General features: G+C 66.6%; 22 protein-coding genes. 20 read left to right on the top strand and 2 right to left on the bottom strand.

Going from position 1 to position 26,418, the window contains the following annotated elements; all coding sequences use genetic code 11:
* The 11 genes from HY703_01575 to HY703_01525 form a co-directional block, all read left to right on the top strand.
* On the top strand, window positions 1–802 hold an 802-nt coding region (locus tag HY703_01575; GenBank protein ID MBI4543868.1), incomplete at its 5' end, for a glycosyltransferase family 4 protein.
* On the top strand, window positions 790–2,604 hold the full coding sequence (locus HY703_01570; GenBank protein ID MBI4543867.1) for a hypothetical protein: 1,815 nt from the start codon (window positions 790–792) through the stop codon (window positions 2,602–2,604). The genes HY703_01575 and HY703_01570, both read left to right, overlap by 13 nt.
* 26 nt (window positions 2,605–2,630) lie before the next feature.
* Window positions 2,631–3,779 carry a glycosyltransferase family 4 protein gene (locus tag HY703_01565; protein ID MBI4543866.1) on the top strand — a complete coding sequence of 383 codons (1,149 nt, stop codon included), beginning with the start codon at window positions 2,631–2,633 and terminating at the stop codon, window positions 3,777–3,779.
* Window positions 3,761–5,005, top strand: a complete 1,245-nt coding sequence (locus HY703_01560) for a glycosyltransferase (protein MBI4543865.1) — start codon at window positions 3,761–3,763, stop codon at window positions 5,003–5,005. The genes HY703_01565 and HY703_01560 overlap by 19 nt, the downstream gene beginning before the upstream one ends.
* 8 nt (window positions 5,006–5,013) lie before the next feature.
* A complete protein-coding gene (gene asnB / locus HY703_01555; GenBank protein MBI4543864.1) occupies window positions 5,014–7,074 on the top strand; it encodes an asparagine synthase (glutamine-hydrolyzing) in 2,061 nt (686 codons plus the stop codon).
* A gap of 22 nt (window positions 7,075–7,096) precedes the next feature.
* Window positions 7,097–8,830, top strand: a complete 1,734-nt coding sequence (locus HY703_01550) for a carbamoyltransferase (GenBank protein MBI4543863.1) — start codon at window positions 7,097–7,099, stop codon at window positions 8,828–8,830.
* Window positions 8,831–8,904: 74 nt separating this feature from the next.
* Window positions 8,905–10,101, top strand: coding sequence for a glycosyltransferase family 4 protein (locus tag HY703_01545; GenBank protein MBI4543862.1), 1,197 nt, complete (start codon window positions 8,905–8,907; stop codon window positions 10,099–10,101).
* Window positions 10,102–10,167: 66 nt separating this feature from the next.
* Window positions 10,168–11,406 (top strand): hypothetical protein, encoded by a 1,239-nt coding sequence (locus tag HY703_01540; GenBank protein ID MBI4543861.1) that lies wholly within the window; start codon window positions 10,168–10,170, stop codon window positions 11,404–11,406.
* Between the two features lie 139 nt (window positions 11,407–11,545).
* Complete coding sequence (locus tag HY703_01535) at window positions 11,546–12,232, top strand: methyltransferase domain-containing protein (GenBank protein MBI4543860.1); 687 nt, start codon at window positions 11,546–11,548, stop codon at window positions 12,230–12,232.
* A gap of 39 nt (window positions 12,233–12,271) precedes the next feature.
* Complete coding sequence (locus tag HY703_01530; GenBank protein ID MBI4543859.1) at window positions 12,272–12,967, top strand: glycosyltransferase family 2 protein; 696 nt, start codon at window positions 12,272–12,274, stop codon at window positions 12,965–12,967.
* 75 nt (window positions 12,968–13,042) lie between these two features.
* Complete coding sequence (locus HY703_01525; protein ID MBI4543858.1) at window positions 13,043–14,887, top strand: hypothetical protein; 1,845 nt, start codon at window positions 13,043–13,045, stop codon at window positions 14,885–14,887.
* Between the two features lie 3 nt (window positions 14,888–14,890).
* Here HY703_01525 and HY703_01520 read toward each other — a convergent pair whose 3' ends face one another.
* The gene (locus tag HY703_01520) at window positions 14,891–15,850 is read right to left on the bottom strand and encodes an SDR family oxidoreductase (protein ID MBI4543857.1); all 960 of its coding nucleotides are present in this window, start codon (window positions 15,848–15,850) and stop codon (window positions 14,891–14,893) included.
* A gap of 116 nt (window positions 15,851–15,966) precedes the next feature.
* Here HY703_01520 and HY703_01515 point away from each other — a divergent pair, with 116 nt between their 5' ends.
* Window positions 15,967–17,415 (top strand): hypothetical protein, encoded by a 1,449-nt coding sequence (locus tag HY703_01515; GenBank protein ID MBI4543856.1) that lies wholly within the window; start codon window positions 15,967–15,969, stop codon window positions 17,413–17,415.
* Between the two features lie 7 nt (window positions 17,416–17,422).
* Here the strand turns inward: HY703_01515 and HY703_01510 are convergent, their stop codons facing one another.
* On the bottom strand, window positions 17,423–18,466 hold the full coding sequence (locus tag HY703_01510; GenBank protein ID MBI4543855.1) for a GDP-mannose 4,6-dehydratase: 1,044 nt from the start codon (window positions 18,464–18,466) through the stop codon (window positions 17,423–17,425).
* A gap of 126 nt (window positions 18,467–18,592) precedes the next feature.
* Between HY703_01510 and HY703_01505 the strand changes: the two genes are divergently transcribed.
* The 8 genes from HY703_01505 (at window position 18,593) to HY703_01470 (ending at window position 26,333) form a co-directional block, all read left to right on the top strand.
* Window positions 18,593–19,327: an FkbM family methyltransferase gene (locus HY703_01505; GenBank protein MBI4543854.1), complete on the top strand. Its 735-nt coding sequence runs from the start codon at window positions 18,593–18,595 to the stop codon at window positions 19,325–19,327.
* 12 nt (window positions 19,328–19,339) lie between these two features.
* Window positions 19,340–19,837 (top strand): hypothetical protein, encoded by a 498-nt coding sequence (locus HY703_01500; protein ID MBI4543853.1) that lies wholly within the window; start codon window positions 19,340–19,342, stop codon window positions 19,835–19,837.
* A 7-nt stretch (window positions 19,838–19,844) separates the two neighbouring features.
* Window positions 19,845–21,173: a glycosyltransferase family 39 protein gene (locus tag HY703_01495; GenBank protein ID MBI4543852.1), complete on the top strand. Its 1,329-nt coding sequence runs from the start codon at window positions 19,845–19,847 to the stop codon at window positions 21,171–21,173.
* Window positions 21,174–21,198: 25 nt separating this feature from the next.
* Window positions 21,199–22,137: an SDR family oxidoreductase gene (locus HY703_01490; protein MBI4543851.1), complete on the top strand. Its 939-nt coding sequence runs from the start codon at window positions 21,199–21,201 to the stop codon at window positions 22,135–22,137.
* 27 nt (window positions 22,138–22,164) lie between these two features.
* Entirely contained in the window at window positions 22,165–23,289 is a 1,125-nt protein-coding gene (locus tag HY703_01485; protein MBI4543850.1) for a DegT/DnrJ/EryC1/StrS family aminotransferase, read from the top strand.
* A gap of 131 nt (window positions 23,290–23,420) precedes the next feature.
* Window positions 23,421–24,758, top strand: a complete 1,338-nt coding sequence (locus HY703_01480) for a UDP-glucose/GDP-mannose dehydrogenase family protein (GenBank protein MBI4543849.1) — start codon at window positions 23,421–23,423, stop codon at window positions 24,756–24,758.
* 229 nt (window positions 24,759–24,987) lie between these two features.
* On the top strand, window positions 24,988–25,785 hold the full coding sequence (locus HY703_01475) for an NTP transferase domain-containing protein (protein ID MBI4543848.1): 798 nt from the start codon (window positions 24,988–24,990) through the stop codon (window positions 25,783–25,785).
* Complete coding sequence (locus HY703_01470) at window positions 25,782–26,333, top strand: dTDP-4-dehydrorhamnose 3,5-epimerase family protein (GenBank protein ID MBI4543847.1); 552 nt, start codon at window positions 25,782–25,784, stop codon at window positions 26,331–26,333. The genes HY703_01475 and HY703_01470 overlap by 4 nt, the downstream gene beginning before the upstream one ends.
* Window positions 26,334–26,418 lie beyond the last annotated feature (85 nt).

The raw sequence follows: 26,418 nt of genomic DNA, 5'->3' as shown, positions 1-26,418 counted from the left end.
TCCTCCGGCCGCCTGGGCGCGGCTGATTCACAGGCGGTTCTACTACGCCTTGATTTCCGGATTGGAAGGTCGCGTCTACAGCAGAAAGCGGCTGCGGGCGGCCGCCCCGTCGGGGAAGGTGCGTGACGAAATCCAACGTCATTTCCCGGGTGGCGCTGTGGTCAGATTGGTTCGCAACGCGGTGGATGGTGCGGCGTTCCAACCTGAGCTGCGGGAGCGGCGCAGGCTGGAGGCGCGGGAGGCGCTCGGTATTGGGCCAGAAGAGCTGGTGCTTCTGCTCATTGGCAACGGGTGGATGAACAAGGGGGTTCCCTGTCTGTTGCGCGCCGCCTCGCTGCTCCCGGATGTGCCGCTCAAGGTAATGATAGTGGGGCGGGATGATCGGGCGCCGTTTCGCCGCTTGCTGGCGGCTCTCGAGTTGAGTGGGCGCGTCCTGTTCCTCGATCCTTCGCCTGATGTGCTGCGCTTTTATGCCGCGGCGGACGTCTACGTGGGCCCGTCGGTCTATGACGCTGCTGCGTTTCCGCCCCTCGAGGCCATGGCCTGCGGGCTGCCAGTGATCACGTCTTTGGGCAATGGCGGCTCGGAGCTGATCACGCACGAGGTGGACGGTCTCGTCCTGAGCGATCCGACGGATTCCGCGGCCCTCGCGGCGCTAGTGCGCAGGCTGTATCGGGACCCGGGTCTGCGCAGCCGGCTGGGCCGGGCGGGCTGGGAGACGGCTCGGCGCTACGACTGGGACACAAACGCTGCGGAGATGCGCGCGCTGTTCGAGGCGGTGCTGGTGGAATGTTCTACCTGATGGCGAGCTGGCTGCTCCTGCTAGCGCTCTGTGCGCCGGTCGGGCTGGCCATCTTGGCTCTGTGCCAGGCAGGCAGTTTGCTCGACCGCCTCGCGGACCGGCTGGTGCTGGCCGCGTGGCTGGGTGTGGTGGCGCTCTCGAGCCTGCTGCTGGCTGCCGCTCTTGTGGTGCCGCTGACGCCACTGGTGGGTGGCAGCCTGGCGACCGGCCTGGCGGCGCTGAGCCTTGTTGGGGCGCGGACCCGAAGCGCCGCGGCAGAGCTGTTGGCTGCTGCTTCGCCAGGCTTCGTGGTGGGCGGCGCCCTGCTGGCTATGGTACTGGCCGTCCTGGGCAGTCGCGAGCTCAGCTTCCAGGAGATCGCGCTCTACGATACCGGCGTCCACCACTACGGCGCCATCCGCTGGCTGAGCGAATTCGGTGCGGTGCGGGGGTTAGCTCTGACGTACGCCGCGCACGGGTATGGTTCGTCCTGGTTCGCGCTGGCCGCGCCGTTCGATTTTGGCGTTTTCCAGGGCCGCAGCCACGGCGTGACCGGCGGCTTCGTCACCTGGTTGGCAACGCTGCACGCGGCGGTGTTGGTCGCGCGGGTGCTCGGCTCCCGTGCCCGCCCAGCCGACTGGTTCCTGCTGGTCGGCTATGGGATCCTGCTGGCGGTCATGGGCCGCTGGGGTATCCTGGTGACGCCGGTGGCCGACCTTCCGTTTCTGCTGCTGACGGTCGTTGTTGCGTGGAGCTTGCTCGTCTTCTCTCAGCCGGACCCGAAGATCGGCGGGCCGAGCCAGCAGCGGACGTTTGCCTGGCGAGATGGCAGGGTGGTACCGCTGCTGCTGGCCGGAGGCGCGGCCAACTTGAAGCTAAGCGCACTGCCCCTTCTGGGCATTGCTGCCCTCTTCTATGCGTTTCGCCCGCGGGCGTCGCTGCGGCGGTTCTGCCTGGCGGCCCTCGTCTCTGCCCTGCTGCTTTCACCTGTGGCATCATACGGCATGATCAGCTCGGGCTGCGCTCTTTATCCGGCGTCCGTATTCTGCGTGGACGTGCCGTGGGCGGTAGTGCCGGCCGACGCCCATGCGCACGCCAGCGTCATCCGGGACTGGGCGCGCTGGTCCGGTGCCGCACCGGCGGGTGCGAGTGCCTGGAACTGGCTGGGGCCCTGGACCAGCACTCACCCCGGCACGGCGGGTCTATGCCTCGCCGCCCTGCTGGCAGGAGCGGCGCTGCTCGTCATGCCCGGCGCCGAGTCGCCCCGGGGGCGGCTGTGGGTCCTGGCCGTGGCTGGCACTGGCCTGGCCTTCGTTATGGCGCGCGCGCCGGAGGCGCGGTTCGGGCTGCTTTCTTACGGGGCTCTGCCCGTTGCGCTGCTTGCTATCAGATGGCGGTCCACCAGGCGGCGGGCGCTCTTGCCGGCGTGGGCCGCGGCGTCACCAGCTTCAACCTTCGCCGGTGTCGCCGTCCTGGCTGCGGGGCTCAGTGTCCCGGCATTTCTGTTGCCCGGCTTTCCCTTCAATCCTGGGCACGCGCTGCGGGTGATGGCGGCTGCGGTTCAGGGCGATCGCTCGGCGGGGCGGGTCGCCGGCTTCCACTTCTGGCTGCCCTCCTCGATGCCGGCGGCCGTGCCGTTGGAGTACCGGACGATCAACGGCGTGCGCTACGCCCGTCCGGCGCGGGGGGACCAGTGCTGGGGCGTGGAGCTGCTTTGTGCCCCGCACTTCCCCTCCAGTGATGTGCACCTTCGCAACGCTGCTCGCGGATTCAGCGCCGGCTTCATGCGCAGGAGCGCGTCGCCATCCGCTACATCCGACTGAGTCGTCGCGTGGAACCCCGGGGGCCCATGGCCGAATTCGGCTCGGCGACGTCGTTCCCCGCGCTGGTAACGGGGCTGTTTCCGGAGCTGTCATCCGGGGGTGGCGTGCAGCGGGCCAGCCGCCACATCGCTGCCGTCCTGGCCCGATTTGCCGAGCAGGGCCGTATCCCCTACCGCTTCCTCAGCCTGAACGACCCGCGGGGGGGGCGCCGGCTGCAAGTGGGGGGACGGGGGTTTGAGGTCCGAGGCTACGGCCGATCCAAAGTCCAATTCTGCGCTGCTGTGTTAGCGCTGGCGCGGCAGAGGCGGCAGCTCGTGGTGGCAACCCATCCCCACCTGGCGCCGGCGGCGTGGATGATTCAGGTGCTGAGCCGACCCGCTTACTCGATAGTGTTCAGCCACGGGATCGACGTATGGGAAACGCTGCCCTGGTTCCGCCGCTGGACGCTGCGGCGTTCCGACCTCCTGCTTGCTCCCAGCCGCGACACCGCGCGCCGGCTGACCGAGGTGCAGGGAGTGCCGGAGCGACGGGTGCAGCGCCTGCCCTGGGGACTCGATCCGGGGTTCGACAGTTCCACGGCGAAAGGCGGGCGGCTCGCCTTCCGTCTGCCTAGCGGGCGCATTGTTCTGACCGTGGCTAGACTGGCGGCCAAGGAGGTGTACAAGGGGGTGGACACCCTGATCCAGGCCCTTCCCACGGTGTTGCCCGAAGTGTCGGACCTGCAGCTCGTAGTCGTGGGAGACGGCGATGATGGGCCCAGGCTGCGCAGGCTTGCCGCGGAGCTGGGTGTGGCGGAACGGGTTCATTTTCTGGGCAGTGTCGGTCCGGAGGAACTGCTGGCCTGCTATCAGGGCTGCGATCTCTTCGCCCTGCCCAGCCGAGCTGAGGGGTTCGGTCTGGTCTTCCTGGAAGCGATGGGTGTGGGCAAGGCCGTTGTCGGAGGCGCGCACGGCGGCACCCCGGACATAGTGGAGGACGGTGTGACGGGGTGCCTGGTGCACGACGGTGATGTTGGCGAGCTGGCGGGCGTGCTGGGAAACCTGCTGAAGCACGCCGAGCTGCGTTCGGAGCTGGGGCGGCGAGCTCAGGAGCGGGTTCGCAGCCACTACCTGTACGAGCATTTTCAAGCTGACCTGACCCGGATCCTCGAGGAGAAATGCGCGTCCTTAAGGTGACGCAGTTCTATTACCCGTATCTGGAAAAGGGGGGCCCGGCCCTGAAGGTGCGGGCCCTGAGCCGGCATCTGATGCGGCGGGGCCACGCCGTCACGGTGCTGACGGCGGACTTCGGCGCCCGCCGTGCGGCGCCTGCGGATCCGGCCGAGCCGGAGACCATTTACTTGAGCACGCTGGTGCGCTACCGCACGAGTACAGTGAGCCCGAGCGTGGTGGGCTTCTGCCGACGCCGGCTGGCGGAGTTCGACGTTGTGCATCTGTACGGGCTCTATGACCTGCTGGGGCCGGTGGTGGCGGCGTTTTGCCGCGCGCGGGGCACACCCTATGTGCTGGAGCCGCTGGGCATGTACCGCCCCATTGTGCGGAGCCTCTTGAAGAAGCGGCTGTACCAGAGACTCGTGACGCGGCGGCTCGAGGCAGGTGCGGCTCGCCTGATTGCGACCTCGGAGCAAGAGCGCTGGGAGCTGATCGAGGCCGGCGTAGCTGCGGAGAAGCTGCTTGTACGGCGGAACGGCGTGGAGCTGGAGGAGTTCGTCAATCTTCCGCCGCGCGGTGCCTTCCGGCGGGTGCATTCCATCAGTGAGAGCGAGCGGCTGGTGTTGTATCTTGGCCGGCTTTCCCGCAAGAAGGGGCTGGACCTGCTGCTGCGGGCCTTCGCCGGTGTGTCGGCCCACGCTCGACTGGCCATCGCCGGCCCGGATGACCGCGACGGCTGCCTTGCCGGGCTGCACCGGCTAGCGCGCGAGCTGGGCCTGGGTCCGGACCGGTTGTTGTTATGCGGGCCGCACTACGGCCGGGCCAAGCTCGAGGCGCTGGTAGACGCGGATGTCTTCGTGCTCCCTTCCCAAAACGAGAACTTCGGGAACGCCGCCGCGGAAGCGATCGCCTGCGGCACGCCTGCGCTGGTCACTGACCAGTGCGGGATTGCGCCCTGGATCGATGGGCGCGCCGGTCTCGTGGTGGCCCACGATGTCCAGGCGCTGCGGAACGGGTTGGCCTGCCTGCTGGAGGGGGATACGGTGCGGCGCCGGCTGAGGGACGGCTGTGACGAGGTGGCGCGCATGCTCTCCTGGGACGCGCCGGTAACGGAGATGGAGGCATTGTACGCTTCTGTGGCGCGCCAGTCCGGGCCGAGACGCGTCCAAACGGCTGCCGCGGCGCCAGCCGGCCATGCCGGGAAGTCCGAACCCGCGGAAGAGTTCCCGCCTCCCGCCAATTCGGCCTAGCTGCTGACATGTGTGGCATTTGTGGCGTGGTGGACGGCCGCGGATCGGAAGACGGGGCGTGGGGGGTGGGGCGGATGATGGATGCTATGCGGCACCGTGGCCCTGACGACCAGGGCACGCACACAGCGCCGGGCGTCATCCTGGGCATGTGCCGTCTGAGTATTATTGACCTGGAGGGCGGCCGGCAGCCGATGGCCAACGAGGACGGTCGCGTCGTCGTCGTGCAGAACGGTGAAATCTACAACTTCCACGAGTTGAGGCGCGATCTCACGGCGCGCGGGCACGTCTTCCGGACAGAGTCGGATACGGAGGTCATCGCTCACGCCTACGAGGAGTGGGGAGCTGACTGTGTGCACCGGTTGCGCGGCATGTTCGCGTTCGCGGTGCACGACTCACGGCCGACCGGACGGCTGAGCAGCGGTCACGCGGCCGTTCCCGGTTCAGGCACTCGAGTATTTTTGGCCCGCGACCGCTTCGGGATCAAGCCGCTCTATTACTACCATGCGGCAGGCCGGCTGGCGTTCGCTTCGGAGGTGAGGGCGCTGTTGGCCAGCGGGTGCGTGCCCCGGCGTCTTTCGCCGGCGGGGCTGCGCCACTACTTGCTCTTTGGCTCGGCCGGGGAACCTACAACGCTGGTCGAGGGGGTGTACTCGCTGCCGCCCGGTCACAGGATGCTCGTGGAGGTAGGCGAGCTGCAGCGGTCGGTCTCGCCGCAGTGCTACTGGGATGTGCTGAATGCGGCGGGCGACGGAGAAGCAGGCGAGGAGTCGGTGGAGCGGGGTGGCGCCGGGGCCGCCCGGGCCGATGTGGTGGCGCGCATCCGCTCGATCCTGGAAGAGAGTGTGAGACTACACCTGATCGCGGACGTGCCGCTCGGGATCTTCTTGAGCAGCGGCATCGACTCGACGGCGCTTGGCGCGCTTGCGGCACGGCACAGCTCGCAGGTTCGGACGCTGACCGTGGCGTTTCCGGAGCTGGAGTTCAGCGAGTCCAGGCTGGCGAGTCAGACGGCCCGCGTGCTGGGGACGACGCACCAGGAACTGGTGCTGGACGCGGACGAGATGCTGAGCCGGCTGGATGCGGCTGTTGCAGCCCTGGATCAGCCGAGCATGGATGGCGTGAACACCTACTTCGTCTCCTGGATGGCCCGTCAAGCGGGGCTGAAGGTAGCGCTGTCAGGACTGGGTGGGGACGAGTTGTTTGGCGGTTACCCCACCTTCCGGTGGACTCTGCAGTTGGACCGTCTCGCCCGGTTCAGGCGTGCGGTGCCGGCCGTGGCGCAGCCTGCAGTTGGCCATATCCTGGCTGCGGCCGGGGGCCGCATCGGCGCCAGGGGCTCGGGTCGAAAGTTAGCGGAGTTCTGGAGTGAACCTCAGGCGTTGCCGCACCCTTACTTCTTCAACCGGCTGGTGTTTACGCCCCGCCAGGCTGTGCGCTGGCTGGGCCAGGCCGATGGCGAGACCTTGCTCTGGTGGGAGTGGTTGGCTGGCGCCGCGAAGGCCGTGCAGCGCGCGGGGCTGGATGCCTTCACGACTGTCTCCTACCTGGAAAGCCGCTCGTATCTCGTGAACACCCTATTGCGGGACACCGACTCGATGAGCATGGGCCATTCCCTCGAAGTGCGAGTCCCCTTCCTGGATCACGAGCTGGCGGAATTCATGGCGCGGGCGCCGGGCCGGCGGCTGTGGACGCGTCGGGCGGCGGGGAAGAGCCTGCTGATCGAGGCGCTCAGGGACATCCTGCCCCGCGACGTGGTCCGCCAGCGCAAGCGAGGCTTCAACTTGCCATGGGAGCGGTGGCTGCGCGGGCGGTTGCGAGGCAGCGTCGAGGCCGGCTTGCACGATCCGCCCGCTGCGGTCACTGAACTGTTGGATGCAGGGGCCGCGCCCTGGGTCTGGCGCGCATTCCTGGGCGGCCGCACGGGCTGGTCCCGCCCCTGGAGCCTGTACGTCTTGAACGCCTGGACACGCCTGCACCTGGAGGCCGCGCCGGCCAGCGGCGCGGGCCACTTTTACGGCGGCGTGCGCGGGACTGCGAGCCAGGGACACGCTGGCGTATCGACGGGTTAAGAACAGGAAGGCTCGTCCGAACATGCATGTTCTGGGGATTAATGCTTACCATGGCAATGCCTCCGCGGCCCTGTTCTGCGATGGCCAACTGGTCGCCGCGGCGGAGGAGGAGCGCTTCAATCGGGTGAAGTACGCGGCCGGCTTCCCTATCCGCGCCATCCGCTACTGTCTCGCCGAGGCCGGCGTGGGCGTCCACGAGGTCGACCACATCGCGATTCCCCGCGACCCCTGGGCCCGGCTGGGGCGGAAGGCGCTGTACGCGCTGCGCCTGCCGCGGATGGCCTTCGAGCGCTCGAAGGTGCTGGTGCGCTTTGCGGGTATTCGCGAGGAACTGGCCCGCGGACTGGACGTGGACCCGGCACGCGTCACTGCCCGGTTCCATCGCGTCGAGCACCACCTGGCGCACCTGGCCAGCGCGTTCCTGGTTTCGCCGTTCGAGCACGCGGCCGTTTTGTCCGCTGACGGGCTGGGCGATTTTGCCAGCACCATGTGGGGGATGGGTCGTGACCGCCGGATGCTGGTGCTGGGCGTCATCTCTTTTCCCCATTCGCTGGGGTTGTATTATTCTGCGCTGACACAGTACCTGGGCTTCTGGAAGTACGGCGACGAATACAAGGTCATGGGGCTGGCCGCGTACGGCGAGCCGGTGCACCGGGGCGAGTTTCGTCGCATTCTGCGCTCGGGCGACGGGTCCCGCTTTCGGCTCGCTCTGGAGTTTTTCCGGCACCATCGCGAGGGTGCGCCCATGACCTGGCGCGAATCGGACCAGACGCCGGAAATGGGCCCTTTGTTCGGGCCGCGGCTGGAGGCGTTGCTCGGGCCTGCGCGGCGGCCGCGGGAGCCGCTCGAGCAGTGCCATAAGGACGTCGCCGCCACACTGCAGGCCCGGCTCGAGGAGGTGCTCTTCGAGCTGCTCAACGAGCTGCACCGCAAGACGGGCAGGACGGCGTTATGCCTGGCGGGCGGCGTCGCCTTCAACTGCGTGGCCAACGGGAAGATTTTCGAGCACACGCCGTTCCGCGACCTGTACGTACAGCCGGCGGCGGGGGATGCGGGGTTGGCGGTCGGCGCGGCGGCCCAGGTTTATCACCAGGTACTCGGCCAGCCGCGCCAGTTCGCAATGCGGCATGCGTACTGGGGGCCGAGCTTTTCGAATGAGGAAATCCGGCGCGCGCTGGAACGACGCCACCTCCCCTTCCGCGAGTTGCCGGAAGAGGCGCTGTGCAGGGAAACGGCGCGCCACATTGCCGCAGGCCGGATCGTGGGGTGGTTCCAGGGGCGGATGGAGTGGGGGCCGCGCGCGTTGGGGAACAGGAGCATTGTGGTGGACCCGCGCCGCCCCGAGATGAAAGATCTGCTGAACCGGCGAGTGAAACACCGGGAGTCGTTCCGGCCGTTCGCGCCGTCCGTGCTCGAGGAGGCGACGGCCGACTACTTCGAGCGGACGTATCCTTCGCCCTTCATGAACCTGGCGTATGCGGTTCGACCCGCCAAGCGAGATGTGATTCCGGCAGCGACGCACGTAGACGGCACGGGTCGTCTTCAGACGGTGAGTGTTGAGACGAATCCCCAGTATTGGCGCCTGATCGAGGCGTTCCAGCGCGAAACTGGCGTGCCCGTGCTCTTGAATACGTCCTTCAATGACAACGAGCCGATCGTCTGCACGCCGGAGGATGCCTTATCCTGCTTCTCGCGTACCAAGCTGGACGTGCTGGTTTTGGGCAATTACCTGCTCACCCGGGACGGAGCCGCTTGAGGCGCGGCTCGTGGCCCGGGCTGGCGTGGTCGCTCCGGGCGGGCACTGACCCGGGCGACGCCTGAGGGTACGGCATGCACGTACTGCTGCTCAACCAGTATTTCCCGCCGGACACGGCCGCGACGGCCAGGATGGCGCGGCTGGTCGCTGATGCACTGGCTCAGCGACACCGTGTTACTGTCCTGGCTGGCCGTCCGTCCTACGACCCCGCAGAAGAGCACCCCTTTTATGTAAGGCGGCGGCAGGAATCAGGTAACCTGGTGATCGAGCGGCTGGGCTCCACGGCTTTCCCCCGCTACCGCCTCTGGCGCCGGATTTCGAATTACCTTTCCTACCTCGCCCTGGCCGTGCCGCGCGCTCTGATGATCCGGGCCGATCTGGTTCTGGCGATGACGGATCCGCCAATGGCCGGGATTGCCGGCGCCGTGGTGGCCACGCTGCGGCGGCGCCCATTTGTCTACAACATTCGGGACCTCTACCCGGATATGGCCCTGGCCAGCGGAGTGGTGCGCGACGCGTGGTGGGTACGCGTCTGGGACGTGGTACACCGCTGGGCGCTGCGGCGCGCGGATCGCGTCATTGTACTGGGCGAGGACATGCGCGAGCGCGTGGTGCAGAAGGGGGTGCCCGCCGAGCGCGTCCAGGTCGTGCGCGATGGCGTCATCGAGCCGCCGCCTGCGATCCGGCGGGACCACCCCGTAGTGCAGGAGATCCGGAGCGGCTTCCGCTTCGTCGTCCTGCACGCCGGTAACCTGGGGTTTTACGGCGCCTGGGAGACCTTGCTGCGTGCTGTCGAGCTGCTGGAGGGCGATCACGTGGGGGTGGTGTTCATTGGGGATGGCGCGGAGCGTGAGCGCCTCGAGCTGCTCGCCAACGGCTCCAAGCGGGTCCGCTTCCTACCCTACCGGCCGCCCCAGGAGGTACCGTACGTACTGGGCGCCGCGGACCTCCATATCGTGACCGTGCGGCGTGGTTTTGAGGGGGTGGTCGTGCCCAGCAAGCTGTACCCGATCCTTGCCGCCGGGCGCCCGGTGCTGGCGGTAGCGCCCGCGGGTAGTGACCCCGCTCGCATTGTAAGCGAGAGCGGCTGCGGCCTGGTTGCAGATCCGGACGAGCCCGCTTCGGTAGCTGCCGCCATCGGTCAGCTCGCGGCCGACCCCGGGCGACTGGATGAGATGGGGCAGCGCGCGTTCCGCATTGCACCCCATTACGATGGTGCCGCGCAATTGGCCGAGTTCGTACGTGCGCTGGAGGAGGTTCAGAGCCTGTGACGGCCTGGCCTGATTTGCCTCTGGCGCGCAACTCGGGGTAGTCCGACTCTGAACAAAAGAGAAAGCATGATGAGCATGCCCCAGAACGGGCCGCCCGTTGGTGCGGCCGACCGTGGCGGCGCCTCCGCTGAAACAGTCCCGTCCGCCGAGCCGGAGGGGATTTCCCTTCTCACGCTTGTCAATCTGTTGTTGCGGCGACGGCGCATGGTCGTCGGCTTGCCGCTGGTTGCGTTCGTCGCCGGCGCTCTTTTCACGGCAGCGCCGAGCCGGCAGTTTGTGGCCCAGTCGATGTTCGTGACGGGTGAAGGTCAAAGCGCCTCGCGCGTGAGCGGGATCGCTGCCCAGTTGGGCTTCACGGGTGGCGGCCCGAGAGATCAGTCTCCCGACTTCTACAAGTGGCTGCTAAGCTCGCGCGACCTGCTGCGGCAGGTTGCGCTGACCGAGTACACGATACCAATGGTGCGCGAGACAGGTGCCGTCGATACGGTGCGGGGAACGCTGCTCGAGATACTACACGGTCCGGGCGGTCAGTTGTCTCAGGAAGATGAAAAGGCGCAGCTTGCAGGGGCGGCGAAGATGATCGCCGGCGGCGTCGAGATCAAGGTAGATGCGGCCACGGGCTTCCTGGTGCTCATCACCAGGGCGGCCTGGCGGGAGCTGGCCGTGCAGTTGAATCGGCGGCTGCTAGAGCTGGTGCACCAGTTCAATCTGGACCGACGCCGCTCTCAGGTGGGGGTGGAGCGCAAGTTCGTGGAGGAGCGTCTGGAGATTGCGCGGGCTGAGCTGGAGAAGGCGGAGGCAGCGCTGCAGCAGTTCCTGGAGGAGAACCGCGGCTATATCGGCGCGTCCCACCTGGCCTTTGAACAGAAGCGGCTGGAACGGAGGGTGGACCTGCGGTTGCAGATCTATTCCTCGCTGGCGCAAAGCAATGAGCAGATGCGTATCGAGGAGGCGCGCAACACCCCGTTGATAACGGTGATCGAACAGCCGGAGAACACGGTTGAGGCCGAGATCCGTGGCGGGCGCTCTCCCGTTTCCAATGGCGTGTTGGCTGCCCTTGCCGCACTCGTGTTTTCCGTAGGGCTGGCTTTCCTGCTGGAGTTCCTGAAGCGCCAGTTGCAGGCGAACCCGCGCGAGTACTCCGAATTGCAGGAGCTTTCCAGGGAGGCCGTGGGCGATCTCATTCCTGCCCGTCTGTTGGCTTGGGCACGGGGACTGCGCAACGGTGCGGCCCCCCCGGAGGCTGAAGCACCCCCGGTCAGAGTTGCGGCGGGCGTTGGCGAGCCCGAGGATCGCCCGGAGTAGCCCGCGACGCTGGCCGCGCCGCCAGTCTCTTTCCCTGCACCGCCTCATGCTCGACCAGTTGCTGGAGCGGACGCCCGTGTCATGCCGCGCTCGGTCGACGGCGCCGTCAAGGGGCTGACTGGTCGATCCTCGCCTTTGAATGGAAGCACCTGCTTTCTTACAGCGCTTTTTCAACTTCGCCCGATCCCGGGCCTCTGGCTGGCTCGGCAGCCGCTCCCCGCAGCGTGCCGCAGATTCTACGCTGCGCGTGGTGGTGGGCGCGGGTGGCGTCTTCCAGCCGGGCTGGATAGCCACCGATATCGATACCCTGGACGTGCGCAGCGAGTCCGACTGGCGGAGGCATTTCGCGCTCCGCCCGATAGATGCCGTCCTGGCGGAGCACGTCTGGGAGCATCTGGCGCCCGAGGAGGCGCTCGAGGCGGCGCGCAACTGTTACCGCTATCTGCGGCCAGGAGGGTATGTGCGAGCGGCCGTGCCGGACGGGCTGCATCCAGACGCTGGGTATCGGGATTGGGTGCGACCCGGTGGTAGCGGGCCGGGTGCCGACGACCACCAGGTCCTCTACACCTATCGCGGGCTGAGTGACCTCTTCCAGGCGGCGGGGTTCCGGGTCGAGCTATTGGAATATTTCGACGAGAACGGTCACTTCCACTATCGCGATTGGGATCCACAAGACGGGATGATTCGCCGCTCCAGCCGCTTTGACGAGCGCAACCGGGACGGCCGCTTGAACTACACCTCTATCATCCTCGATGCACGGAAGCCCCATCCGGTGCGGCCCAGGGTGGCCGATGCCCGTGCAGCGGATCGCAGCGATCGGCGGTAGTGAACAGCCGGCTGCCAGCCGGGCCAGGTCGGGAAAGCCATGAAGCTCTCCATAATCGTCCCTGTCTATAACGAGGAGACAACGATAGCCGAGGTGCTGGACCGGGTGATAGCTACGGAGATCCCCTTGTTCGAGAAGGAAGTCATTGTCGCGGATGACGGGTCAACAGACGGTACGGCTGGCATTGTGGATGAGTACCGTAAGAGCTACGGTAACGTCATGCGCGTATACACCTCGGACATCAACCTGGGCAAGGGCGCTGCCGTGCGGCTGGGGTTGCATCATGCCAGTGGGGAGGTAATGCTGATTCAGGACGCTGATCTCGAGCTGGACCCAGCCGAGTACGCCCGTCTGCTTGCTCCCATCGCGTCCGGTTCGGCACTGATCGTCTACGGCTCGCGCTTCGCGGCCAAGAATGCGAGCGTGCCCAGGCGGCGAGCGGTGGCCAACCGGTTTCTCACCTGGCTGACCAATCTGTTGTACCGCTCCAGCCTCACGGACATGGAGACGGCCTACAAGGTATTCCGGCGTGAAGCCCTGGCGGGGATCCGGCTGCGTTCGGTGCATTTCGATTTCGAGCCGGAAATCACGGCGAAGCTGCTCAAAGCGGGTCACCGGATCCACGAGGTGCCGATCTCCTATCGACCGCGGACAGCGGAGGAGGGGAAGAAGATCTCTTGGGTTGACGGGCTGGATGCGATCTGGGCGCTTCTCAAGTACCGCTTCTCCGACTAGTCCTTCGTCATGATCACGAACGGCTAGCCGATCTGGCATGGCTCGACCCCCGGCGCTGGCAGTGAGCTGCCGTTCGTGAGATTGATCCCTGCTTTCCTGAGCGCGCTACTCGCGACCCTGATGCTCACGCCTCTGGTGCGTGTGGGTGCGCGGGCGGCAGGGGTCCTGGCGCGACCGTCCAGCGACCGCTGGCACCACCTGCCGACGGCGCTGCTGGGCGGGATCGCCATTTGTGCGGGCGTGAGCCTGGGCGTAGCTGTCTCCGGCATCGAGAGATCCGGTCCCTTGCTCCCGCTAACGCTGAGCCCCGCAGGGCGCATCATGGCGGGCATCTTCGCTGCCGGCCTCATCATGTTCCTGGCCGGCGCAGCGGACGATGTCTTCAAGCTGAGGCCTACCTCGAAGCTCGTGTTCCAGGGGTTCGCCGGGTCGGTGCTGATCAGCTTCGGTGTAGTCTATCCCTTAACCCCGTGGGCGTGGGCGAATGCAGTGTTCACGCTCTTCTGGTTCGTCGCCCTGACCAATGCACTGAACCTTCTGGACAACATGGATGGCGTGGCCGCGGGCATTGCGGCGTTGGGCGCGCTGTGCTTTGCCGGGGTTTTTGCGCTGGAAGGCGCCTGGCCGCCGGCTGCGCTGGCCATGGCTGTGGCCGGCGCGGGCATCGGCTTCCTGCCCTTCAACTTTCGACGGGCCTCGATTTTCATGGGCGATTCCGGGAGCCTTTTCCTCGGTGCGCTGCTGGCCGGGCTGGGCGCGGCTTGCGCGGGCAGCACCTCGATAGGCGGAATCTCCTATCTGCTGGTGCCGATTTGCATTCTGGCGATTCCCATATTCGATACCACACTGGTGGTTTTTACCCGCACTCTGGCGGGGCTTTCCATTTTCCAGGGCGGCCTGGACCACACCACACACCGCCTGGTCTCGCTCGGCCTGCGGGAGCCACAGGTAGCGGCTGTGCTGTATGTGCTGGCGGGTGTGGGGGGCGTGATCGGCCTTTTGATGGCGCAGGCCGCCGGCGGGCTGGGGCTCGGCCTGGCCGGCGTCTACCTGGTCGCTCTGGTGGCGTTGGGGTTCTATCTCAGCCGGCTTCACACCTACACACTGGACGAGGCCAGGGCGTCCGGGCGCCTGCTGGTGCTGCTCTCGAACGTGCTGTCGCGCGGACGTGCACTGGAAGTGCTGCTCGATCTGGTGGTCTTCGCCGTGGCGTATTACGGCGCCTTCCTGCTGCGTTTCGATACTGTGCTGCCGCCCGCGCAGACGGCGCTGTTCGAGCGCACGGTCGCGGTGGCGGTGGCCGGCAAGCTGATGGCTTTTGGACTGTTCGGCGTATATCGCGGTTTCTGGCACCAGAGCAGCATCCCGGACCTGCACCGCCTGGTCAAGGCCACAGTAGTGGGGGCGTTGCTCACGGCGGCGCCGGTGATGCTATTCTTCCAGGGCGGGGAAGTTTCGCCCGCGGTCTTCGTCATCGACGGGATGCTGGTGGTTCTGCTCGCCGCTGGTGCCCGCGCCTCGTTCCGCTGGCTCGATCTGGTTCGGATCTCTCTGGATCACGCGGGCTCTCGAACCTTGATCTATGGCGCAGGCCGAACGGGCGAGCTGGTGTTGCGCGAGCTGCAAGGCAACCCCGAGCTGGGCCTCAAGCCGATCGGCTTCCTGGACGATGATCCCGGCAAGGCGGGGTGCCTGGTGCACGGTGTGCCGGTGCTGGGAACTGGCCGCGACCTGCCCCAGGTTGCGGCACAGCAACGAGTGCAGAAGCTGGTCATCGGCACGAAGAAGCTGGATGCGCAGCGCATGCATTCGGCGCACCTGCTCTCGCGGGGCACGGGCGTGGAGTTGCTGCAAATGGAGCTTGATCTGCGGGCCGTAGAGGTTACAGAGCGGCGGCGGGTCGAGTCCAGCGTCGGCTAGCAGCTAGAGCGGGCGCGCCACGGCCCCCCTTTCCACGACCAACTTCTGAAAATACGGGATGGTTTGCCTTAGCCCCTGCTCGAGCGAAACGGCAGGGCGCCAGTCCAGTTCACGCGTGGCCAGCGTGATGTCGGGGCGGCGAACTTTGGGGTCGTCCACGGGCAGGGGCCGGCGCTCGATGGCCGCTTGCGTGCCAGTGAGCTCCCGGATGCGCTGGGCCAGCTCGAGAATGGTGAATTCGTCGGGGTTCCCGATATTCAGCGGGCCGACGTACGAGGAAAGGAAGAGGCGATAGATGCCCTCCACCTCGTCACTTACGTAGCAGAAGGAGCGGGTCTGGGAACCGTCGCCATAGACGGTCAGCGGCTCCCCGCGCAGCGCCTGCACGATGAGGTTGGAAACGACGCGGCCGTCGGAAGGACGCATGCGGGGGCCGTAGGTGTTAAAGATGCGGACAATGCGCGTGTCCACGCCGTGATAGCGGTGATAGGCCATGGTCATGGCTTCGGCGAAGCGCTTGGCCTCGTCGTACACGCCGCGCGGCCCCACAGGATTGACGTGCCCCCAGTAGGATTCGGGCTGAGGATGGACTTGCGGATCGCCGTATACCTCGGAAGTGGAAGCGAGCAGGTAGCGCGCCCCCTTGGCTTTGGCCAGGCCCAGCGTCTTGTGGGTGCCGAGGCTGCCTACCTTGAGCGTCTGGATGGGCAGTTCCAGATAATCGACGGGGCTGGCCGGGCTGGCGAAGTGGAGGACGCCATCGAGCGGCCGCTCCACGTAGATGAATTCAGTGACGTCGTGCTCGACAAAGCGGAAGGCTCGGTGCCCGATGAGGTGGGCGATATTGTCCGGACTGCCGGTAATGAAGTCGTCCATGCCGACGACTTCGTGTCCGTCGGCCAGGAAACGGTCGCAGAGGTGGGAGCCGAGGAAGCCGGCGGCGCCGGTGATGAGGACGCGCATATCTCTGGCAACGTACGGTGCACGCTGATGCGGCACAACCCTGAAGGGGCCGAGCGGCGGGAGGCAAGGCGGTGCGTGGCCTGAGTAGTCGAATTCGACCACTGAGGGAGAGGCCGGTGCGGGCGCTGGTGGTTCTTTTCCTGGTGACCTTGCCCTTCATCAATCCCTACCTGCGGGGGGATGGCGTGGGTTACTACGCCTATGTGCGTTCGCTGGTGATCGATGGCGACGTGCAGTTCGAGAACGAGTACCGCCGTGGCGACGCGGCGTGGCTGGAGGCCAAGTTCGAGGCGGGCGAGCTGGTGCCCGAGATGTGGACGGCGACGGGGCACGCCGTCAACTTCTGGGCAGTGGGGCCTTCGCTGTTGTGGAGCCCGTTTTTCCTTGCCGGCCACGCCGTTGCCCTGGTTCTGCACCGATTTGTCGGTTCGCCCGAGCCGGACGGGTTTTCCTGGCCCTACCTCTGGCTTTGTGCTGCGGGCACGGCGCTGCTGAGCTTTGTTGGCTTGTTGCTGGCTTATCGCACTGCCCGGCGATTCGTCTCAGCGGGCGCCGCGCTCCTGGGCACTGCGGGAGTCTGGTTCGCCTCCTCACTGCCGGTCTACATGTACCTCCTGCCCTTTCAGGCACACGCTCTGGCCGGCTTCACCGTGTCACTTTTCCTCTGGTACTGGCTGCGGCGGGGCGCGCACTGGGGGGCCCAGCAGTGGCTGCTCTGGGGCGCTGCGGCGGGCCTCATGGTGGGAACCTATCTGGTGAACGGAGTGCTGCTCCTGGTCGCCCTGGCCGAATGGGTGCACGGCGCGCTGCGGCAGGGTTCGGGGCGGCTGCTGGGACACGCAGCCCTGGGCATGACGTTCGCCGCCGGCCTGCTGGTGGCCATGATGCCTCAGTTCCTGATCAAGTGGCGGCTCTACGGCTGGCCCTTCGAGAGCGGCTATGGCCTGGCGCACGGCCAGCTCTTCTTCTGGGGTAGTCCGCGCCTCTGGCAGCTTGGCTTCTCGGCGGAGCACGGCATGTTCCTGTGGACGCCCGTTCTTCTCGCCAGCTTGCTGGGGTTGCCGCTGCTCTGGCGGCGGGAGCGCTGGGTGGGCGGTGTGGTGCTGGCCGTATTCGCCGGGTTCTATTACGTGATCGCTTCGTATCACACCTGGCACGGCCTTTCGGCATTCGGCAGTCGCTTTTTCGTCTCCTGCACCCCTGTCTTCGTGCTCGGCCTGGCGACAACCGTAGAGCATGTCCGGCCCGCCCTGGCCCGGGCGCTTGGCGCAGCAACGCTGGGGCGGTCAGCCGCACGGCTCGCCCCGGCGCCAACGACGCTAGTGGCGGCTCTGCTGCTTTTGCTTGTGAGCTGGAACCTGGGGTTCGTTTTCCAGTGGAGCAGCAACCTGATCCCCAACCGGGGGCCGGTGGATCTCGGGCTGGTCGCACGGAACCAGTTTCAGGCGGTTCCGCGGCAGGCCGGGAGCTTTCTGGTCCGCTACCTGACGAAGCGCGGCGAATTGATTGGGGAGGTGGAGCGGGGCGACTTGCGGGAGCTGCCGGAGTACGAGTTCCGGAGGTAGCGACCACTCAGTCGGCTGATCCACCTGCGCTGGCAATGTCGCGCAATTGGGCTGCACCGGCTGGCTCGCCTCCCGGCCCGGGCTGGGCACGGAGCCAGGCGACAAAGCGGGGAATCCCGGCCTCGACCGGCGTGCCGGGCGCATACCCCAGAAGCTGTCTGGCCTTGCTTACGTCGGCACAGGTGCGGAGTACGTCACCCGGCTGAAAGGGGTGCTGCTCGATGCGTGGCTCGAGCCCGAGTGCGCCGGCAATGAGCTCGATCAACTTGCGCAGGCTGGTGGTCCGACTCTCCCCCAGATTCACGATCTCGAACTCGGCCGGGGCGTTGCGGGTGCGGTCTATCGCCGCGAGCACACCCTGGAGGATGTCCTCGATCCAGGTATAATCCCGCTCCGTGCTCCCGTCCCCGTACATGGGGATCGGCTCTCCTCGCAGCATGAGCGTAGCGAACTTGCGGATCGCGAGGTCGGGGCGCTGCCTGGGGCCGTAGACGGTGAAGAAGCGGAGCGCCAGGACGGAGATACCGTGCAGATGATGGTAGACGTGGCACAGGATCTCGCCCGCCCGCTTGGTCGCGGCGTAGGGAGAGATGGGGCGGTCCACAGGGTCGGCTTCTGAGAAGGGCAGTTTGGGGTTATTGCCGTAGACCGATGAGGACGAGCCGAAGATGAAGCGGGTCACGCCGCGGCGCCGCGCCAGCTCGAGAATGGACTGCGTTCCCAGCACGTTGGCCCGCGTGTAACCTATGGGATCGCGGATGGATGGCCGGACTCCCGCCTTCGCTGCCAGGTGCACGATCACGTCGATGGTTTCGCCTGCGAGCTCCCGATCCAGAGTCTCGAGGTCGGCGCAGTCGGCTTCGACGAGCCGGAACTCATTGTGTCCCAGGGGTGCGGACAGGTTCCTGCGCTTCTCGGCGGGGGAGTAGAAGGCATCGAGGTTGTCGACGCCGATCACGCGTTCCCCGCGCTCCAGCAGTTTTTCTACCAGGTGGCTCCCAATGAAGCCGGCGGCGCCGGTCACCAGGATGGCGCGGGGGCTGGCCTTCATCGCGTGTTGCGCTCTCCATGCTGCAGGTTGGGGTTCGACCTCGGCCAGCTGGGCATTCTAGTATCGGGGCAAGGCGGGCGAAAGACGGGAGCTCATGGGCGCGAGTGCCGTTCCGTCGGAGGGGTGATGCTCCATGGCATTACGCGTTTGGTAAAGGGAGCCGCCGAGCGTTTCGGTTTCTTCCTTGATCGGTACCCGCCAGCGAATTCGCTGGAGCGGCGGCTCCGAGCCGTGCTGAAGGGAAACGAGATCAACTGCGTGCTAGATGTGGGCGCACATTGCGGCGAGTTCGGGCTGAAGCTGCGCCGACTTGGCTATGATGGAGACATTATCTCGTTCGAGCCAGTTCCCGAGAGCTTTCGCGAGCTTTGTCGGAGGTGCGCTCGGGATCCCAGGTGGCATGCCCGACAGGTTGCGCTGGGTGCTACCAACGGCAGCGTGCTCATAAATGTCATGGGGGGAACCAATTTCTCCTCTATTCTGGAACCCACGGAATACGCCTTGACCCAATTTGGAGACAGAGCCGGCGTGGTGCGAACGACAATCGTACCGATGCGTCGTGTTGAAGTCATTCTGAATGAATGCGCCGCGCGCTTTGACCCCTTGTCGCTCTTCCTGAAGATCGACACCCAGGGATACGACTTCCAGGTTCTGGAGGGGGCGGGCTCCCGAATCGAGGCGATTCAATTGTTGCAGATCGAGATTTCGGTGAAGCCGCTTTACAAGGGCGTGAAGGGGTTTCTCGAGTCGATCGGCTACTTGAACCAGCTCGGATTCGAGATTAGCGGCTTTTTCCCCGCTGTGGAGGATGATCGGCATCGCGTGATTGAATTCGATTGTCTTTTGCAGCGTATCGCCTGATGAATGAATAGAATGACGCGGATCACTTTCCTGAACCCGCCGGGCGCCTGCTGCGTGCGTTGGCAGAGCTCGCGACTCCCCCGCTCCTGGCAGGTCGCTCGGCGTCACTGGCGGACCGAGGGGTGGCGGATGCTGCCGCTGACCATCAGGAAGCTTGGTTACTTCTGGCTGAGCACCGCCCAGCTTTTCTCGACGCAAGGGTTGACCCGGGCGGTACGCGCGGGGCGCGCCCTGGCGGTGCTTGCCTACTGGCTGCTCCTGGTGCTGGCTGTGGCTGGCGGATGGGCGCTATGGCGGCGGAATCAGAAGATCGCCGGCCTGTTGGGGACTTATGTCGTCCTGCTCACGCTCATGCATGTTCCCTTCGTCATGAACGCCCGCTACCGCGCGCCCTTGATGGACCCGCTGCTGGTCACGCTGGCGGGCGGCGGGCTGCTCGGAGTCTGCGGGTTGTGGCGGGGCCGCGGGCAACAGGCGTTGGCGACAGGCGGTGGCCGCCTGCCGCGATAAGGAGCGAATGAGGAGGACGGGCAGCTTCCTGGCGGCCGTGGGCGTGGCCCTGCTGCTGCGGGCGCTGGTTGTGGCCGTGCCGGGAACGCGACTTTACGCCCCGTGGAGCGGCGGCAGCGACACGCCTGCGTACCTCACACTGGCGCAGAATCTGAATGAAGGGAAGGGGTATACGTACGCCGGACAGCCGACTGCGTACCGCCCGCCGGGCTACCCGCTGATCCTGGCCACGGCCATGCGGCTCTTCCCCGTGCGCTACATGGCGGCCGTGCGCTGGCTGCAATTCCTGCTGGGGCTCGTCACCGTGGTGGTTTGCGCTGGTCTCGCCGCTCGGCTGTTTGGCGGGGTGGCGGGCCGGGCCGCGTTGCTGATCGGGCTGTTCACGCCCACACTCGTCTATGTCACGGGCGAGGTCCATTCCGAGACCATTGCGGCACTGATCACGGCGGCCTTCCTGTTCGGGGTGGTGGCGCAACTGGAGCGGCCGGGCTGGCACTCCGCGGCCGGCCTTGGATTGCTGGTGGGAGTGGGTGCGCTCTTCCGCTTCAACAGCGCTGGCTTCGCAGGTGTCGGTCTGCTGGCGGCCGCGCGGCCCGGAACGGGGCGTGCAGGCGTGGGGCGGGGGTTGCTTCTGCTGGCACTGGTGGCGTTGCCGCTCGTGCCCTGGGTGGTGCGCAACGTGCGCGTGTTCGACGGGAAAGTGCTCTACTCGACGCAGAGCGGCCCGAACGCGGCGATCGCATTGATCACGCCCGGGGGCCGGACCCAGTTTGATGGGCCGGCCAAGATCGTGGACGCGCTGGGCTGGACGGCGCTGCACCTGGAGACCAACCGGCCCGAGCACCGCCTGTCCTTGCCCTCGGAGTCCGAGCTGCAGGAGCACGCCTGGGCGGTGGCCAGGCAACTCTGGCGGGAGAATGGGTGGGGCATGGCTTCTCTTAGCTTGAAGAAGCTGAGCGATTTCTGGCTGAGCACGGACCAGCTCCTGGCGACGCAATCCTTCCCACCTGCGCAGCGCGCACTCCGCGCGGCCGGCGTGCTGCTACACTGGCTGCTGCTCGCCCTGGCGGCGGCAGGCGGTTGGGCGCTCTGGCACAGCAAGCAGACCGCCGTGCGACTGCTGATCATCTACGCCGTGCTTCTCACGCTCGTGCACCTTCCGTTCATCATGATCACCCGGTACCGCGTCCCGCTGATCGACCCCTTGCTGGTGACGCTGGCTGGCGGCGGCGTAGTCGCGCTGGCCCAGGCACGGGGCCGGCGTGCGCGAGGCTCCTCGGCCTTGCCTGCCCTGGAGCCGGCCCCTACCTTCGCCGGCCGCTCTGACGGGTCCTGATCAAGTTACGTGGGGCTGGCGATTGATGCGTTACCTGGTCACAGGCGGGGCCGGCTTCATCGGCTCGCATCTGGCGGAAGAGCTGGTGAACGCGGGGCACCGGGTGGTGGTGCTGGACGATTTCTCGACCGGCACCCGGGAGAACCTGGCCACTGTGCTGGAGGCCCTCGAGCTGGTCGAGGGAAGCATCGTGGATCCGGAGGTGTGCGCCCGCGCGAGCGCAGGTGCGGACGTGGTGTTCCACCAGGCGGCACTGCCCTCGGTGCCGCGTTCCGTTCGGGAGCCGCACACGACCCACGAGGTGAATGCCACGGGCACGCTGAATCTTCTGGTCGCCGCCCGGGACGCCGGCGTGCGCCGGGTGGTATACGCCGGGTCCTCGTCCGCGTACGGCAATGCGCCCGAGCTGCCCAAACGCGAGGACATGGAGGCCGCCCCCCTTTCCCCCTACGCGGCGTCCAAGTTGGCCGGTGAGATGTACTGCCGGGCGTTCTATGAGGCCTACGGCCTGGAGACGGTCGTGCTACGCTACTTCAACGTCTTCGGGCCGCGGCAGGACCCGGCGTCGCAATACGCGGCCGTGGTACCTCGCTTCGTCAGTGCGGCGCTGGCGGGCGCGCCGCCCGTGATCTACGGCGATGGCGAGCAGACGCGCGACTTCACATTTGTGGCCAATGTGGTGCGTGCGAACCTGCAGGCGGCGGCCGCCGCTGGCGTAGGGGGCGAGATATTCAACATCGCGTCCGGCGAGCGGATCAGCGTGAACGAGCTGTGGCGGCGGATCCGCGAGCTGACAGGTGCTGAGCTGGAGCCGGTGCACGAGCCGCCGCGGGCCGGTGATGTGCGCGACTCGCTTGCCTCGCTGGACAAGGCGGAGCGCCTCGATTACCAGCCCGCGGTCGGGCTTTCGGAGGGCCTCGAGCGCACCATCGAATTCTTCGCTGCGGCGCCGGCGCGCGGTTGACTGCGCGGACCCCAGCCGCCTAGCCGCATGCCCGTTCCGCTGCTGGATCTCGAGGCACAATATGCGGCCCTGCGCGACCCGCTCGAGGAAGCCATCGCCGAGCTTCTGGCTTCCCAGAGCTTTATCCTGGGGCCGGCGGTGCAGCGCTTCGAGCGCGGAGTGGCCGCTTTCGTCGGTGTTCCACACGCCATCGGCTGCGCCAGCGGGACGGACGCGCTACTGCTCACGCTTCGGGCGCTGCAGCTCGATCCAGGCGACGAAGTCATCGTTCCCGCGTTCACCTTTTTTGCCACCGCCGGCGCGGTATGGAATTGCGGATTGCGCCCGGTCTTCGCCGACATCGATCCGGAGACGTTCAGCCTCGACCCGGCGGATGTTGAGGCCCGGCTCACGGATCGGACCCGTGCCATGGTAGCCGTCCATCTCTTCGGGCAGATGGCTCCCATGGAGCCGCTGCTCGAGCTGGCGGCGCGGCACAGCATGACGGTGATCGAGGATGCCGCGCAAGCTTTCGGCGCCCGCCAGCAGATCCAGGGCGAGTGGCGGCACGCCGGCACGGCTGGCGCGGCCGGCTGCTTTTCCTTCTACCCCAGCAAGACACTGGGCGGGTTCGGCGACGGCGGCATGGTGGTCACGCGGGACGGCGCGCTGGCGGACCGGCTGCGCAAGCTGCGAGTGCACGGCGGCCACAAGATGTACCACCACGAGCTGGTAGGCACGAACTCCCGTTTAGACGCGCTGCAGGCCGCCGTGCTGAGCGTCAAACTGCCCCGCCTCGCGGGCTGGCTCGAGCTGCGGCGGCGGCACGCCTCGGCCTACCACGATCGGCTCGCCGGGCTGGCTCCCGAGCTGACGGTGCCGGCGTGCCGCGCGGGCACCGAGCACGTCTACAGCGTCTACACTGTGCGGGTCCAGCGGCGCGATGAGCTGAAGCGATTTCTGGACGCGCACGGCATCGGCAACGCGGTGTACTACCCGATGCCGCTGCACCTTCAGCCCTGCTTCGCGGCATTGGGCTACCGGGCAGGGGACCTGCCGGCCAGTGAACAAGCTGCGGCGGAAGTTATCAGCCTGCCGCTTTATCCCGAGTTGACGCGGGCGCAGTTGGAGGAGGTGGCACTGCGGGTGGAACAGTTTTATTCTATTTCTTGATGGCGCGCTGTCGCAGGCCATTTCGCGGGGCTGGCCAGGGCCGCGATCGGCACTCGCGCTTGTTGCTTGCCCTGCGATCGGCGGGCGCGTGGCGGCCGCCTGGCGGGTAACCCGGTAGAGAGAATGTTGCCATGCATGTCGGAGTGATCGGGAGCGGCTACGTCGGTCTGGTAGTGGGAGCCGGCCTGGCCGAGACGGGCAATGACGTGATCTGCGCCGATATCGATGCGGCCAAGATCGAGCGTCTGGGCAAGGGCGAGATCCCCATCTATGAGCCGGGCCTCGAGCCGCTGGTGCAGCGGAACCTGGAGGAGGGGCGGCTGCGCTTCACCACGGATGTGGGGCTGGCTGTGCGCGAGTCGGCGATCATCTTCATAGCTGTAGGGACTCCGCCGGACGAGGACGGCAGCGCGGATCTGCAGCACGTGCTCGCGGTCGCCGAAGCCATCGGCGAGAACATGAACGGCGAGAAGGTGATCGTCACCAAGAGCACGGTTCCGGTGGGCACGGCGCGGCGCGTGCGCGAGACCATCGAACAACGCACCAGGTTCCGGGTCCACATCTGCTCGAACCCCGAGTTCCTGAAGGAAGGCGCGGCGGTCGACGACTTCATGAAGCCGGACCGCGTGGTAGTCGGGGTGGATTCCGAGTACGCGCAGGAGGTGCTGGAAGAGCTGTATGCGCCCTTCGTGCGCACGGGGAATCCGATCCTGTTCATGGACATCGCTTCCGCCGAAATCACGAAGTACGCCGCGAACGCCATGCTGGCCACCCGCATCTCGTTCATGAACATGATCGCCCGGCTGTGTGCAGAGGTAGGCGCTGACGTCGACCTGGTGCGCAAAGGCATGGGCACCGACGCGCGCATCGGGCCGGCATTCCTGTTCGCGGGGTGCGGGTACGGCGGGAGCTGCTTCCCCAAGGATGTGAGGGCGCTGACCCGCACACTGCAGGAGTACGGCGTGGAGGCCGGCATCCTGGAATCGGTGGAGCGGGTGAACGAGCTGCAGAAGCGGTGGGCACTCGAGGCGGTGAACCAGCGCTTGGGTCGCGATCTCTCGGGGCTGACCGTGGCGGTGTGGGGGCTCAGCTTCAAGCCGGACACAGACGACGTGCGCGAGGCGCCGTCTCTGCTGGTCGTAGCAGGGTTGCTCGAGCGGGGCGCGCGCGTTCAGGTGCACGACCCGCAGGCGCTGAGCGCCGCCAGGCAGCACTTCGGGCCCCGCCTGGTCTACGCCGAGCATAACTACGACGCCATTGACGGCGCCGATGCGCTTGTGATTCTGACCGAGTGGAAGCCGTACCGCCGGCCAGACTTCCAGCGCATGCGGGCGCTCATGCGCCAGCCCGTCATTTTCGACGGACGCAACCTGTTCGAACCTTTGCGGATGCAGGAGCTGGGCTTCGAGTACTCCAGCATCGGGCGGCGCAACGCGACGCCGCGTCGGGCCGTGGCGGTTGCGGACTGAGTGCTGGCGAGGCTCCGCCTCCCAGCAACGAGTTGTAGGCCAACGGACGTGTACGTGCATGAGCAGGGCTATGTGCACGTGCACGTTTCCGGCTTAGCGGTTTCTTGCGTGACCGGACTCGTGCACGTCTGTTGCGACGGCGGCTGTGGCCTGAAACTTGACTCAAACGCTGCAACTTTTTCGGCCCTAGTCTGACCTTCCTGTTCTCCCCAGCCCAAGAGAGTTCCCCATGAAAGGCGTCGTGCTGGCCGGAGGCCTGGGCACACGGATGTATCCGCTGACCCGGGTGACCAACAAGCACCTGCTGCCCGTGTATGATCGCCCGATGGTCTTCTATCCCATCGAGAAGCTGGTCGAGGCGGGGATCGAGGATATCCTGGTGATCACGGGCGGGAATCACGCGGGGGAATTCTTGCGCCTGCTGGGTAACGGCAATGAGTTCGGGTTGAAGCACCTGAACTACGCGTATCAGGAAGGGGAGGGCGGGATTGCGGCGGCGCTCTCGCTGGCGGAGCATTTTGCCGACGGCGAACCGATTGTCGTTATCCTGGGGGACAACCTGTTCCAGGACTCGATAGCTGGGGCGGTGCGCCGATTCCGGGAAGAGGGGGGCGGCGCCCTGGTCGTGCTCAAGGAGGTGGACGATCCGGAACGGTTTGGCGTGCCCGTGCTGGACGGCGGGCGTGTGGTGCGCATCGTCGAGAAGCCTGCGGTCGCGCCCTCGCGCTACGCCGTGACCGGCGTGTACCTGTATGACGCCAGGGTGTTCGAGATCATTGGTACGCTCGAGCCTTCACGGCGGGGCGAGCTCGAGATCACGGATGTAAACAACCGCTACATTGAATGGGGCAGCCTGAGCTACGAGGTGCTGGAAGGCTGGTGGACGGATGCCGGCACGTTCGAGAGCCTGTACCGTGCCAGCAGCCTGGTTCGGCAGCATCGGCTGGAGCAGGCGGCTGGCGCGGGCAGCATCGAGTCAGCGGGGGCAGCCGCGGGTATTGCCGTGCCCGCCAAGGGGGGAGCATGAGCGAGGCTGTCGTGGACGCCCGCGGGACTCAGCTCGGCGAGCGCGGCGCCGAGGAGAATCTGCCGCCGGCGCTCGAGCGCGGCGCGGCGCGCCGCATCGCGGGGGTCGAAATCAAGCCCTTGCGCGTGATCCCCGACGAGCGGGGGCGGCTCATGGAGATGCTGCGCTGCGACGACTCCATGTTCCGCAAGTTCGGACAGGTCTACATGACCACGGCGTATCCTGGTGTAGTCAAGGGGTGGCACTACCACGGGGTCCAGTGGGACTACTTTGTCTGTGTGCGCGGCATGATCAAGCTGGTGCTGTACGACGCCCGGGAGGGCTCGGCCACGCGGGGAGTGGTGAATGAATTCTACATGGGCGAGCACAACCCCGTGCTGGTGCAGATCCCGCCCTACGTGTATCACGGATTCAAGTGCATATCGGAGACAGAAGCGATCGTGATCAACACGCCCACGGAGCCGTACGACCGGGAGCAGCCGGACGAGTACCGCGTGTCGGCGCGTTCGCCTGAAATCCCCTACGACTGGAACCGGCACGATGGCTGAGGCGCGCGTGTCGCGGAGTGTCTCGGATTCGGCCAGCGCGGCGGCATTGCGTGTGCTATCGAGAAGCGGCTGCGGGGCATGCGGA

This window comes from Gemmatimonadota bacterium (genome assembly GCA_016209965.1).
GTDB lineage: Bacteria > Gemmatimonadota > Gemmatimonadetes > Longimicrobiales > RSA9 > JACQVE01.
The sequence above is the reverse complement of the archived record's forward strand: the minus strand, read 5'-3'. Positions and strand labels throughout refer to the sequence as shown.

Excerpts from the sequence above, each read along its gene's own strand:
- HY703_01570 (MBI4543867.1), top strand. The coding sequence starts at position 790 with ATGTTCTACCTGATGGCGAGCTGGCTGCTCCTGCTAGCGCTCTGTGCG.
- HY703_01565 (MBI4543866.1), top strand. The coding sequence starts at position 2,631 with ATGGCCGAATTCGGCTCGGCGACGTCGTTCCCCGCGCTGGTAACGGGG.
- HY703_01560 (MBI4543865.1), top strand. The coding sequence starts at position 3,761 with ATGCGCGTCCTTAAGGTGACGCAGTTCTATTACCCGTATCTGGAAAAG.
- asnB (MBI4543864.1), top strand. The coding sequence starts at position 5,014 with ATGTGTGGCATTTGTGGCGTGGTGGACGGCCGCGGATCGGAAGACGGG.
- HY703_01550 (MBI4543863.1), top strand. The coding sequence starts at position 7,097 with ATGCATGTTCTGGGGATTAATGCTTACCATGGCAATGCCTCCGCGGCC.
- HY703_01545 (MBI4543862.1), top strand. The coding sequence starts at position 8,905 with ATGCACGTACTGCTGCTCAACCAGTATTTCCCGCCGGACACGGCCGCG.
- HY703_01540 (MBI4543861.1), top strand. The coding sequence starts at position 10,168 with ATGATGAGCATGCCCCAGAACGGGCCGCCCGTTGGTGCGGCCGACCGT.
- HY703_01535 (MBI4543860.1), top strand. The coding sequence starts at position 11,546 with ATGGAAGCACCTGCTTTCTTACAGCGCTTTTTCAACTTCGCCCGATCC.
- HY703_01530 (MBI4543859.1), top strand. The coding sequence starts at position 12,272 with ATGAAGCTCTCCATAATCGTCCCTGTCTATAACGAGGAGACAACGATA.
- HY703_01520 (MBI4543857.1), bottom strand. The coding sequence starts at position 15,850 with ATGCGCGTCCTCATCACCGGCGCCGCCGGCTTCCTCGGCTCCCACCTC.
- HY703_01510 (MBI4543855.1), bottom strand. The coding sequence starts at position 18,466 with ATGAAGGCCAGCCCCCGCGCCATCCTGGTGACCGGCGCCGCCGGCTTC.
- HY703_01505 (MBI4543854.1), top strand. The coding sequence starts at position 18,593 with ATGCTCCATGGCATTACGCGTTTGGTAAAGGGAGCCGCCGAGCGTTTC.
- HY703_01500 (MBI4543853.1), top strand. The coding sequence starts at position 19,340 with ATGACGCGGATCACTTTCCTGAACCCGCCGGGCGCCTGCTGCGTGCGT.
- HY703_01495 (MBI4543852.1), top strand. The coding sequence starts at position 19,845 with ATGAGGAGGACGGGCAGCTTCCTGGCGGCCGTGGGCGTGGCCCTGCTG.
- HY703_01490 (MBI4543851.1), top strand. The coding sequence starts at position 21,199 with ATGCGTTACCTGGTCACAGGCGGGGCCGGCTTCATCGGCTCGCATCTG.
- HY703_01485 (MBI4543850.1), top strand. The coding sequence starts at position 22,165 with ATGCCCGTTCCGCTGCTGGATCTCGAGGCACAATATGCGGCCCTGCGC.
- HY703_01480 (MBI4543849.1), top strand. The coding sequence starts at position 23,421 with ATGCATGTCGGAGTGATCGGGAGCGGCTACGTCGGTCTGGTAGTGGGA.
- HY703_01475 (MBI4543848.1), top strand. The coding sequence starts at position 24,988 with ATGAAAGGCGTCGTGCTGGCCGGAGGCCTGGGCACACGGATGTATCCG.
- HY703_01470 (MBI4543847.1), top strand. The coding sequence starts at position 25,782 with ATGAGCGAGGCTGTCGTGGACGCCCGCGGGACTCAGCTCGGCGAGCGC.